Consider the following 11,626-nt stretch of genomic DNA (forward strand, 5'->3'; position numbering starts at 1 on the left):
GATCATTCCTTAGCATTGGTGCTTGCCACGGGACCCCAGTTCCGCGTGTCGGGATTGCGCTTGAGCAGCGGACGCGCGACAACCAGCAGAGTCTCTTCCACGAAAGAGCGAATGCGGTTACGCAGGTCGAGCGTCGCGAAATCAATACAAAAGTCCATGTCTGTGGGCTCTATCTGAAGACTGTGTAAGTTGGTCGAGCAAGCGAGGGTTATCGATTGCCAGTTGATGCGTCAGCTGATCTCGGAGGATTGAAACGAGCCCGGCGCGCATAGGCATGCCGCCATCGAAGTGCCCAGCACGAATGCCCCTCACGACGGCTTCCTCACAAATCGGACTCGGGTTCGCTGTCGTGCTGGCGCCACAGGCCCCCTGGAAATGGCGCGCAATGATGCTGAGTGCATTGGCGACCATCAGGCAGTTGTACCTATCCTTCAACGAGATGGACGGCATGACGTCCTGCGTCAGTGTCTGGCGGGCTTGATGGAGCAGGTCCAGCGCCCTTTCGTTGCTGTTCATCGGATCTCCAGGAGGTTCATTGCTTCGAGGGCGACGCCGGCTACGACCCGCCCCGACAGTGCCAGCTCAAGACTTCGCTGGGCACCGGACGCATGGCGCCCCTCCTGATGCAAGGCAATCACCGCCCATTTCACCTGAGCAAGCGCTTGCCAATCGCGCAACTGCGCCGGCTTGACTTCAATGCCTGTGGATTCCCGGTATCCTTCCAGGAAGCTTTCGATGGGCCCGATTCCTCCGGCGCTACTCTCTCGTCGGCCAAAACGCCAGCATGGTGCGGTGAACCATCCTAGGTCCTCCAAGGGGTTGCCCCATCCCGAGAACTCCCAATCGAGGATGGCGCTTACCTTGCCCTCGTCGACCATGTAGTTGCCGGTGCGGTAGTCGCCATGGGTGAACGTAACCTGTTCACCATTTCCAAGGCGGATCTCGAGTTCTCGCAAGCAGAGGTCCAATGCTGGATTCGGACTGCGCAGCGCATCCAGCTGAAGACGCAAATGATGAATCGCTTGGCGGACAGCAGATTCCGGTGGGTTGCCGAGCACCGTACGCACAGCATCGTGCGGCGTACTGTGAATAACGCCCAGATGCTTGCCAAGCTCCTTCACCAGACTTGCCCGGTCGGGTACGCACTTGTCGTCCTTCACCAAGACATGCCCAGCGGTGACGCCACGAACAAACTGCAGGATGAAAAAGGGCTTACCGATGACGCTCAAGTCTTCACAGAACGCATACGGTTGAGCGACTCGTGCTCCGTGCCGAAACGCCAGCTGGTAGCGAAGGTACTCTTCGTTACGTGTACAACTTGTCGGGATTGCGGCATCCGCGTCCGTTCGCAGGACAAGAGAGTCCCCGCTATCAAGCTGCAGACGCCAGTTTTCCTGGACCGCGCCTCCGGATAGCCGGCTTGCATGTCGTACGGGAGAGTCGGTGACGCCTTGCGCCGCCAACCAGTGGCTGAGCCTTTCACAGGCCTCTCGCTCCGGGAAGGCTGCGGCGTCGAGCCGCTCCACGTTAGCTTCGGGCGGCATTTTCATGGCCTCTTTTCATGCAGTGCTCAATTTCCAGGCACGTACCCGCCTCGGGGGTGTGCAGAGGTAGACGAAGTCTTGGCTCGCATTGGCCGAGCAGGCTCGCGGCATACTTCACGGGGCCTGGGCTCGTTTCGGCAAAGAGCGCGCGCGTCAAAGGCTGCAGGCCGATGAATTCCTGTCGGGCCGGCTCGATGTGTCCTTTTTCGACCAAGGTGCAGAGGCGCGCTACCTTCGCCGGCTCGACGTTCGCCACCACCGAAATCACCCCGTGGCCGCCTAGTACGAGGTATGGGAAGGAGGTGAAGTCGTCACCGCTATAGAGGCAGAAATCCTGCGGAACCGCTTCCACAATCGCAGCCGCCCGAGCCATATCCCCCGTTGCGTCCTTCAAGCCGCAGATATTTCGGTGGTTCGCCAGCACGACCACGGTGTCGACGCTCATGTCCACTACACTCCTGCCAGGCACGTTGTAGAGAACGACCGGGATATCTACCGCATCTGCCTGGGCAGTGAAATGCTCAACCATCCCTTTCTGAGAAGGTTTGACGTAGTAGGGAACGACGCTGAGCAAGGAATTGGCACCCGTTTCGGCGGCGAAGCGAGCGAGCTCGATGGCTTCAGCAGTTGAGTTCGCGCCGACGCCAGCCATCACATGAATCCGACCTGCGCTCTGTTCAACAGCCACTGCGATGACTTCGCGGTGTTCGACATACGAAAGCGTTGAGGCCTCTCCCGTTGTTCCCGTCACTGCCAAGGCTACAGTGCCCTGCTCGATATGGAAGTCCACCAGTCGGCGCAGCGCCGGAGCGTCGAGCTTGCCGTCCTTCGTGAAAGGCGTTATCAGCGCGACAACGCTTCCACGCGGCATCCGCTTCGTGGGCTCCTCGGGAAGGCGAGCCATCGAATAGTCCATACATCTCTCCTGCATTTCTCTGTTACCCAAGCACCCCTTCGATGCTTCGAAGGTGCTCTGCCCTTTACCAACTAGTACCTGGCTTTCGCTATAATACACACAAGTGTCGACAATTTAAGGCGGAGGTCTTCCCGGATAGAAGACCGATACAGACAACTTGAATGAACGCTTGCAGCGTGCCGGCTGAGCGTGACGCACACGACCCGGCTCTTCGCCCCGAAATGCTAAGGGAAGGCAATTCTGTGTACACTTGTGCATGCAGCGACGGTCGGAGTGCGAACGACCGCGTCAACAGACCTTGGTCGTTTGTCTAGCTGTGCAGCCTTGTCTTGGGGTGTTATGCACCCGGTGACAACATCTGCTCGCGCCGTTGCGCTGGGCCTCCAGGTCTTGCGCGCCCTCGCTGAGCTTCAGTGATTAGGGGCGAGTATAAGAACCGAGATAGCGGCTGAAAACTGAAACTTATAGATATCGGTATAGCTGAATGGCAACCCTCCCGTCCATGAACACCATCATGGGGCGCCTGCACGCTAGGCAACTTCGCCTCCTTGTAGCGCTTGGTGACCATTGCTCGCTGCTGAATGCCGCCAAGGAAGTCTCGATGTCCCAGCCAGGCGCAAGCAAGGCACTGCGGGAAATCGAATCGATCTTCGGCGCGGAGCTGTTCACGCGCACGAACCGCGGCCTGGAGCCGAATGCCATTGGCGACTGCGTAATTCGCTATGCGAGGGTGTTCCAGACGGATATGGAACACCTGCGTGAGGAGCTCGTGAGTGTCATGCGGGGCACTGGTGGTCGGGTAACGGCCGGTGCAATCATGGGTGCCATCCCGCTCCTCACGACCGCGATTACTTCCCTGCTCATGACCCAATCCGATATCTCGGTGGAAGTCGTTGAGGACACGAGTGCAGCGCTGTTGACCCTGCTGGATGGCGGCCGCATCGACCTGGCCCTGTGCCGCACCAGCGTCAGTCGCACCCCATCCCTCTATCAGAGCGACAAGGTGCAGCGCGAATCCTTATCTGTCGTGGCCAACGCCGAGCACGCCCTCGTAAAGCGAAAGCGTGTCCAACTCGAGGAGTTGGCGGAAGCAAGATGGATTGTGTACCGGGCGAACATGCCGATACGCAGGCTGCTGGAACGGGAGTTCTATGACGCCGGGCTCCGTGTGCCACTCCACCTGATTGAGACGACGTCGGCATTCACGACGATGTGTCTGCTGCAGCAGAATGAGCACTTCGTCGCAATGCTGCCCACGGACGTAGCAGACAACTTCACGGCCCAGGGATGGGCTCGGACTCTTGCTGTACCGATAGGCTCGCGCAGCGAACCATACGAGCTTGTGACGCGCGCTAACGCCAAGAGTTCACCAGGCGCTTCCATGCTCATCACGGAAATACGAAAGCACGCAGTGCTGTGAGACCTCCTTACCCCGCCTAATTCGGGGTAAAGAGCACCAAGATTCCGCTGCTAGACGCCAGGTCGACTATCGGGACGCCATCATTGACGCTTGTGCCTATGGCGTCGATCGAAGCCGCATCAAGGATCGCTGCAGCCGGTAACAATCAGGCCAAGCCCGTTTAGGTTGTTGCCTGAAACCGTAAGTCGGAATGCCAACTGCTGTCAGAAAAAGTGCCGAATTCCGAGACGGACCAAAAATTGGCTTTCAGTCGAAGAAACATTCGCGGCACCAAGGACCAGCGCTTTGTCCAGCACTGTACCCGTGGCATCACCCCCGACACGCTGATATGCCGCCTGAACGTAAACGTCCGTCCGTTTGGAGAACGCATAGTCTCCCATCAGGCCGAGCGTGTGGTAGTTCGGATGCTGCTTGCCAGACGTTGCATTGAAATTGGCCCAGGTGTACGTGTACATCGCACCAACCCAGTATGACGGGCTCAGTTGGTACTTGGCATTCACTTCTAGGTTTTGGAATCGAAGCGAGGTCAGTGTGCCCGTCGGCGGCGTAATGGGACCAACATAGCCGCTGCTTTGTGGGTCATTCACCGTCGTGTTTGTGTACACCAATCCGAACGCGGCCGCACCGACTGTGTAGGTGGCACCAGCGCCGAAGATTCTCAGTTTGCTGCCAACGAAGTTCTGGTCACCACCGTTATTGATTGCGCCGTAGGAAGTGGCGGATGGATTGTCAGCCTGGAGGTAAGCAGCAGAGACCAATAATCCGCCGTTGGTGTATTGACCACCGAAGCTGTACTGCCTGTTGTTCGCAAATTTCACGTCATCACTAAAGCTGTAGGTACCTCCGAACTTGAAGCCACCTAGGCTCGGACTCGCGTACTTGACGGTATTATTCACCCGGAACGTGTTAATCGTGTTGTCGTTATCGTAGGGGTGGGAAAAAATGTAGCCCCCCCAGTTTCCGGTGACCGTGTTCTGCGCAAGATAATCCACCAACGAGTCGTACTGGCGGCCGGCGGTAATCGAGCCAAGCGCGTTGCTTGACAAACCAACATAGGCTTGGCGACCGAACAACAGCCCCCCTTGTGCTGACCGGCCATTGTCCACGGCGAATCCACTTTCGAGTTGGAACAGCGCTTTGACGCCGCCACCAAGATCCTCCGTGCCTTTGAGGCCCCAGCGGCTACCAAGGGTGTACCCGCTTTCGACTGCGACATGACTATGGCCTCCAACGTTGTTCGTGTAGTTGATACCCTCGTCAATGAGCCCGTACAAGGTGACGGTGCTCTGTGCAAATGCAGGAACAGCAACAGCAGACAACAAAGACACAACAAACAACTGCTTCTTCATATCGCCCTCCCAGGCCATGGTCTGATTTCGAGGTTAAGAATCGTTTTACTGCCGTACGTCTTTGCTACTTCTCTTCTTGAAACACCCAGTCACCATCAATTGCGGCGCTACCAAGGGCGGCGATTCGGGCGGTTCTCACAACGGCTTCAGCGAATATGGACGAGCGCCTCCCTGCGGGGTACGTCGGTACGTCCGCAGGGAGCATCACAAACGGGATTTCCCCCCGCCTCCTCCGCCAGCTATCGCTGTGTCAGTGGGTACGGCCGCCCAGGTACAAGCGCCGCATGTCGTCACTTGCGAGCAGCTCCGACGCTTTTCCTTCCAGCGCAACCTTGCCCATGGAGAGGACGTAAGCGCGGTCGGAAATGCACAGGGCTTCCGCAGCGTTTTGCTCCACCATGAGGACACCGACTTGCTCGGTGTCGCGGAGCACGACAATCGCGTCGAAGACCTCCGAGAGCATCTTTGGCGACAAGCCCGCCGAGGGTTCGTCGAGCAGCAGGAATCGCGGACGAGGCATCAGTGCCCTGGCCAGCGACAGCAGTTGTCGTTCGCCGCCAGATAGGCTCGATGCCCTGGCCTTGCACTTCCGCTTGAGCACGGGATAGACACCATACAGCTGATCGAGCCGCTCCTTGCGGTCATGGTCACGCATAAACTGCCCGCCAAGCGCCAGGTTCTCCCACACGGACAACGCGCCGAACACGTTATCGGTTTGCGGGACGAACCCGATGTCATGCTTTCTCACCTTCCGGAAGACCGGGACTTGTCCGATGTCGGCATCGTCCAAGGCGACCTTACCTTCCCTGGGCATCAGGAAGCCTGCGACGGTCTTGAGCAGCGTCGACTTGCCGCATCCATTGGGTCCAAGGATGGTCACGATTTCCGGCTGCTTCACTGAAAGTGTGATTCCGCGGAGGATGTCCACCTCGCGCGAGTAGCCGGCAACTACGTCTTTTACAGAAATCATGCTGGCACTCCTACGGCTTCAAGACGCATGCTCGGCTTCTTGCCCAGATAGGCCTCGACCACGCCCTGGTGGTTCTCCAGTTCGGCGGGCTGGCAATCGGCCACGGTCCGTCCCTTATCCAACACCACACAGCGAGTACAGGTCTCGGCGATGAAGTGCATGTCGTGTTCGATAATCACGAGAGTGACGCCTTGGCGGTTGATGCGCTTGAGTGTCTCCACGAGTTCTGCGCGCAAGTTCGGATGGACGCCGGCCATGGGCTCATCAAGGAGGAGTAGCAACGGCTGCTCCATCAGCGCGCATGCAATGCCCAAAAGCTTCTTCTGGCCGCCGGAGATAGCAGTGGCCGGCAGGTGCGCCACCTTGTCCAGCAGTAGCTCTTTCATGAGCTGGGCGGCGCGCTCCTTGGTCTGTCGTTCCAATTCGACCGTGGCAAGCGACCGGATCAACGTGCTGACCAGGCCATGCCGACCTGTCGACGCGGCCATGACAGTCTCGGCCACCGTCATCCGCGAAGGCATCGAGGGAAGTTGGAACGTCCGCCGGACCCCCATTTTTGCAATCTCGTGGGGCGCGCGCCCGCTGACGATCTGCCCCCCGACTTCAATCTTGCCGTTGTCGATGGGACAGTAACCCGTCACGGTATTGAGGACTGTGCTCTTTCCGCAGCCGTTGGGGCCAAGTAGGCCAACAATCTCCCCTTTCGATATGTGGAAGCTGAGTCCGGTGAGCACATGGTTTCCGCCGAAGGACTTGTGGACGTCATGCAAACGAAGAAGCGTGCTCATAGGGGGCTCCGGATTTTTTCTGGAATGAGTCCTGCCGGACGAAGCAGCAGGCAGACAAGGAGAATCAGTCCAATGCTCCCGATGCGGGCTGCACCTGCGATGTCGCTGCTGATTTCGAAGTAGTCCTTTACGAACGGCACGGCGCTGTAGATGGCCTCTACGACAATTGCGCCGAGAACGACGCCGGCGTTGTTGCCCAAGCCACCAATCATCACCATCGTCCATACCGCGAACGTTTCAGAGGGCAGCATGTAGTCGGGCCCGACGAAGCTCATGTAGTGCGCCAGCAGCGAACCGCCGACGGATGCGATGACTGCGCTCATTACCGTGGCCTGATTTTTGAGCGGAAGCAGCCTGTATCCCAGGCTCGTGGCCAACGCCGGCTCGTCGCGCATCAGGCGAATTGCTCGACCGAAGCGACCATGCGTCAAGCGCTGGCAGATGGCGAACGCCACTATCGCTGCGATCAGGGCAACCAGGACGAAGCCCACGTCGCTCTGTGCCCCTTCCCCGAACCTGACCAACGGCGGCACGCCGCTCAAGCCTTGCGCACCCCCGGTGAGCCACCCTTCGTTGACGGCAACGATGCGAATGAGCTCCGCAACTGCCAGGGTGGCAATTGCCCAGTAGTCAGAGGCGAGGTTTCGTCCAAGCCGGGCCATGATCAGGCCGACGGCCATCGCCACAACAGCACCTACGGCCATGCCAGCGACAGCCGGATAGCCAAGCGAGGTGCAGATTGCGGTAGCGTAAGCGCCGACACCGACGAACGCGACGAAGCCAAAGTTCAGAAGGCCAGCAAAGCCTGCCTGGAGATTCAGGCTCAGTGCCAGGAGCGAGTAGACGCAGCTCAACCCCGCTACGTGGAGCAAGAAGTTATACACGACGAATCTCCTTGTCGAAAATCCCGTACGGCTTGAACAGCAAGACCACCAGGAGAATCAGGAACGAAGCGGCACTGATGTACGTGATGGGCAGGTACACATTCGGTGTGCCGAAGACCCACCCAAGATCCATGCTCGTGACGAACGTTTCCGTGAGTGCAATCAGCAACGCGCCAGCGGCAGCACCCAGAGGATTGCCCAGGCCACCGAGGATGGCTGCAGCAAAGACGGGCAGAAGAAGATTGCTACCCAGGCTGATGTGTACCGATTCGGTTAAACCGAGCATCGTGCCGCCAAGCGCCGCGAGGACGCCGCTGAGGAACGTGATGCCAGCAACCACCAGAGAACCGTTCACCCCAGTTGCGGCGGCGAGGGCCGGATTGGAGGACATTGCCCGCATCGAGCGGCCGACACCTGTACGGAACAGAAGCAGAGCCAGAAGACAAAGACACCCTACGCCCAGACCGATAGACGTCAGTTGGTCCAACGAGATGGAGGTGTCGCCAACCTGAAATGGCGCAGGCAATGCCGTCGTGTAGCGCAGGGGGCGAGAGCCTGCAATTCCGAGCACGAAGGCAACCACAATCATGGAAATTGCGAGAGAGCCAATCATGGCAATGGAACTGCCACCGCGCAGCAACCGTTTGAAGATAAGCGCGTGAAGCACAACGGCCAGTACGCCCGTACACACGCATGACAGGAGTACCGCGAAGGGAAACGGCAGGCCGAGGTGGCTAAATCCGAGGGGGGCGAAGGCCCCGACCATCGCATACTGGACGTGCGCGATATTCGGGAACTTGACCAGCGAGTAGACTACGCTGAGGCCAACGGCCACAAGCATGATGTCAGAGGTCCTGATAAGGACGTCGATGACAAATTGCAGCATTGGAGTTTCTCCAGGAAACGATCGCGCCGCGAGTGCGGCGCGACTGCGGTCATCGGGTGACGACCGTGGTATCAAACTTGACCTTGTCGTATGGCTGATCCTTGCGTTGGCCGTCGGCGTCGAACGCAATCGTGCCCGTGGCACCGTTCTGCGCGCCGAGTGCTCCCATAGCCGCGCGAATCTTGGCGGCATCAGCCGAACCGGCCTTGTTGATTGCCGCTACCGCGACCATCACACCGTCGTACGCGTAGCTGCCAAACGAGGACTTCGGCGCCTCCTTGTACTTTTTGCGGTAGGCGTCTTCGTACGACTTGCCGCCTTCGCCGATGGATGCCACTTCCAGGCCCTCCTGGCCCTTTACGGCTTGCGGCAGTGAATCGCTCGTACACATCGTCAGGTAGATGCCATACCACTTCTGCTTATTCAGTCCGAGCTCGAACGCTTCGCGGTTGATGGTGGCCGCTTCCTGGCCATACGCGCTGTAGACGTATGCTTGTGGCCGGGTACGCGCGACCTGCTGCAGCTCGCGACGGTACGTTGACTGGCCCTCGTTATAGAGGACCACCGAGGACACCTTCCCGCCCTTCGCCTCGTAGCGTTGCTTGAATTCCTTTGCGACGCCTTGCCCGTAGGCGTTATTGGGCGCGAAGAACGCCACGTCCTTGACGTTCTGCGAGTACACGTCTCCAGCTGCAAACTGAGCGGAGAGTTCGTCCAGGCCGATGATGCTGAACGAGCCCCTGCCAATCTTTCGAATCTGGGTACCTGATGAGCCGATGTTCAGGTGAACACTGCCCTGCTGGACAACGTATTCGCCCACCGGGATTGTGATGCCTGAAGAGAACTCGCCTAGAACGACCGGAACCTTATTAACCGATACTAATTTTCGCGCTGCCCCGAGTGCCGTCGCGGCCACGCCCCCGGAGTCTTCCACCATCACCTGAAGCTTCTGGCCGAGAACCCCGTTGCGTGCATTCACCTGTTCAACGGCTAGCTGAATGCCGCGGCGCTGGTCTTCGCCCACAGAGGCGCTCGAGCCCGTCAAAGGCAACACCGCGCCAAGAGTTACGTTCTGCGCGTACGCTGACACGCTGGTTCCCACGAACAGACTCGTGGCGGCAACTCCAAAGTACATCCGTTTCGCAAGCTTCACAGGGACCTCCCCGGCGATTTCTGACGACACAAGTGTCGACAGTTTTAGGTAAAGGAAGGAGGCGAGGAGAATGCTCCTCGCCTCAGACTCTCTGGTTCAGACCGCTGGAACGCAACTAGCGTGCCATAAAGTCGGTGGCCCCCGATGGGACCTAGAACCCCTACAAGCCTATCAAAGTGCCGACACTTTTGTATTATCGTTTTTCCTTAGTGGCCCCTTGATGCTCACGTCCGGATAGAACGGGCACAGCGTTGGTGCGACGCACCATTCCAATGCCTGGTCACGCTCCATCCTTGCGATATGCAACGTTTGCTGCCTGCGAAGTCTCGTGAACTTCAAATTGCGCCGCAAGGTTGTGTTGTGCAGACCAGTCGTCGACTGGGTGTTCGGCTTGCCAAGGAAGACAATACTTGTGATCGCTATATCAGCCGTCCTCTGTTCGGAGACCGCGCCAAAGGGGCTAAGGCAAACAAGCTAGCGACGGTCCTTCTTCTACGGCAATAGACGATGCCGCCCGGGTGGGCCATTTGCTGTCGTTCGACAAACCGCTTTGTCAGGCAGGACCAAGGTCCCGTCATGTGTTTGCACAGATGCATGCCTCGAGCCAGCGCTCTATATACTGCAGCAGCCTTGCGCAGTTCATTTCACTATGCAGGTCAGACCGCGATCTAAGTTTTCGCCTGCTATGACCACCTGACGATCGTCAGGGTCCATTACGGTGCGCCTCCCTCTAACTATTGCTTGACTTGCACCAGGTAGTTTTCTACCTCCTTGAATAGCCAATGAGAGAAGTCGCGCTGCTTGCCTTCAGAGCTTTTCCGAGGAGGCCATACCAACCAGTAAGGGTAGGCATACGGCGCACTAACATCGCACAGTTGTACCAGTTCACCACGCATGATGGCGTCATGTACCAGGCTGCGCCGCTCCAAGGTTATTCCCTGCCCCAGCCGAACGGCTTCCAGCACAAGGTTCGAGTCATTGCTGCATAAGCCCTTGCGCTCGAAGTTCATCTCGATGCCTGCCGCCTGGCACCAGGGGAGCCAAGACTCCGTGCCGTAGATGATCTTGCTCTGGACAATTTTCTGAGGCGTCTTCGGCAACTTCCCGCCATTGAAATGTGGGGCCGCGACGGCCACCACATCATCGTGAAACAACAGCTTTTGCTCCACACCTTCCCAGTCACCCTTGCCCATGCGGATACCGATATCGACAGATTCCTGTTGCAAGTTGGAAATGGTCAGGCTTGCTTGCAGGCGAACGCTGATGTGGGGGTGAAGTCGCTGAAAACTGGGTAGTCGCGACAACAGCCAGGAGCGACCAAACGAAGGTAGTACCGCCACAACCAGCTCACCCGTTTTGGGTTGAGCCTGGATCGACCGCGTAGCCTCTGCGATGTCGCCCAAGGCCTTGCGAATCTGTAATGCATATAGTCGACCGTCCTCGCTCACCCGCAGTCCACGCCCTTCTCGTACAAAGAGAGTGAGGCCGACAATCTCTTCGAGCGCTTTGATCTGCTGGCTGATGGCCGAGTGCGTAACAGACAACTCTTGGGCCGCCAAGGTGACACTGCCGAGCCTGGCGGTTGCCTCGAAACTACGCAAACACGTCAAAGGTGGAAACGCGCTCATGTAAGCTCAACTTACGTGTAACGGTAAAAATTATCGATATTTTAACGGCTAAATTGAAGATAAATTAACAAAAACTAACCCACCTTTC

At 58.1% G+C, this 11,626-nt stretch carries 12 protein-coding genes; 1 reads left to right on the forward strand and 11 read right to left on the reverse strand.

Going from position 1 to position 11,626, the window contains the following annotated elements; translation table 11 throughout:
• Window positions 1-2: 2 nt before the first annotated feature.
• From K2O51_RS33730 to dapA, 4 genes are read right to left on the reverse strand one after another with little or no spacing between them, the layout of a single operon-like run.
• Window positions 3-158 (reverse strand): hypothetical protein, encoded by a 156-nt coding sequence (locus K2O51_RS33730; RefSeq protein ID WP_220631974.1) that lies wholly within the window; start codon window positions 156-158, stop codon window positions 3-5.
• The gene (locus K2O51_RS33735) at window positions 142-516 is read right to left on the reverse strand and encodes a DUF6285 domain-containing protein (RefSeq protein ID WP_220631975.1); all 375 of its coding nucleotides are present in this window, start codon (window positions 514-516) and stop codon (window positions 142-144) included. Before K2O51_RS33735 ends, K2O51_RS33730 begins: the two co-directional genes overlap by 17 nt.
• Window positions 513-1,550 (reverse strand): phosphotransferase family protein, encoded by a 1,038-nt coding sequence (locus tag K2O51_RS33740; protein WP_220631976.1) that lies wholly within the window; start codon window positions 1,548-1,550, stop codon window positions 513-515. The genes K2O51_RS33735 and K2O51_RS33740 overlap by 4 nt, the downstream gene beginning before the upstream one ends.
• The gene (gene dapA, locus K2O51_RS33745; RefSeq protein ID WP_245001992.1) at window positions 1,528-2,460 is read right to left on the reverse strand and encodes a 4-hydroxy-tetrahydrodipicolinate synthase; all 933 of its coding nucleotides are present in this window, start codon (window positions 2,458-2,460) and stop codon (window positions 1,528-1,530) included. The genes K2O51_RS33740 and dapA overlap by 23 nt, the downstream gene beginning before the upstream one ends.
• Before the next feature lie 502 nt (window positions 2,461-2,962).
• Between dapA and K2O51_RS33750 the strand changes: the two genes are divergently transcribed.
• Window positions 2,963-3,880 (forward strand): LysR family transcriptional regulator, encoded by a 918-nt coding sequence (locus K2O51_RS33750; protein WP_245001993.1) that lies wholly within the window; start codon window positions 2,963-2,965, stop codon window positions 3,878-3,880.
• 203 nt (window positions 3,881-4,083) lie between these two features.
• Here the strand turns inward: K2O51_RS33750 and K2O51_RS33755 are convergent, their stop codons facing one another.
• The 7 genes from K2O51_RS33755 to K2O51_RS33785 all read right to left on the reverse strand — a co-directional run bounded on the left by K2O51_RS33755 (window position 4,084) and on the right by K2O51_RS33785 (window position 11,538).
• Entirely contained in the window at window positions 4,084-5,229 is a 1,146-nt protein-coding gene (locus K2O51_RS33755; protein WP_220631978.1) for a porin, read from the reverse strand.
• A 250-nt stretch (window positions 5,230-5,479) separates the two neighbouring features.
• Window positions 5,480-6,199, reverse strand: coding sequence for an ABC transporter ATP-binding protein (locus tag K2O51_RS33760; protein ID WP_220631979.1), 720 nt, complete (start codon window positions 6,197-6,199; stop codon window positions 5,480-5,482).
• Window positions 6,196-6,987: an ABC transporter ATP-binding protein gene (locus K2O51_RS33765; RefSeq protein WP_220631980.1), complete on the reverse strand. Its 792-nt coding sequence runs from the start codon at window positions 6,985-6,987 to the stop codon at window positions 6,196-6,198. Before K2O51_RS33765 ends, K2O51_RS33760 begins: the two co-directional genes overlap by 4 nt.
• On the reverse strand, window positions 6,984-7,871 hold the full coding sequence (locus K2O51_RS33770) for a branched-chain amino acid ABC transporter permease (protein ID WP_220631981.1): 888 nt from the start codon (window positions 7,869-7,871) through the stop codon (window positions 6,984-6,986). The genes K2O51_RS33765 and K2O51_RS33770 overlap by 4 nt, the downstream gene beginning before the upstream one ends.
• On the reverse strand, window positions 7,864-8,757 hold the full coding sequence (locus K2O51_RS33775; RefSeq protein ID WP_220631982.1) for a branched-chain amino acid ABC transporter permease: 894 nt from the start codon (window positions 8,755-8,757) through the stop codon (window positions 7,864-7,866). Before K2O51_RS33775 ends, K2O51_RS33770 begins: the two co-directional genes overlap by 8 nt.
• Before the next feature lie 49 nt (window positions 8,758-8,806).
• Window positions 8,807-9,892, reverse strand: coding sequence for an ABC transporter substrate-binding protein (locus tag K2O51_RS33780; protein WP_220632308.1), 1,086 nt, complete (start codon window positions 9,890-9,892; stop codon window positions 8,807-8,809).
• Between the two features lie 752 nt (window positions 9,893-10,644).
• Window positions 10,645-11,538 (reverse strand): LysR substrate-binding domain-containing protein, encoded by an 894-nt coding sequence (locus K2O51_RS33785; RefSeq protein ID WP_220631983.1) that lies wholly within the window; start codon window positions 11,536-11,538, stop codon window positions 10,645-10,647.
• Between the last annotated feature and the right edge of the window lie 88 nt (window positions 11,539-11,626).

The sequence above is a fragment of the Cupriavidus pinatubonensis genome (assembly GCF_019602855.1).
GTDB lineage: Bacteria > Pseudomonadota > Gammaproteobacteria > Burkholderiales > Burkholderiaceae > Cupriavidus > Cupriavidus pinatubonensis.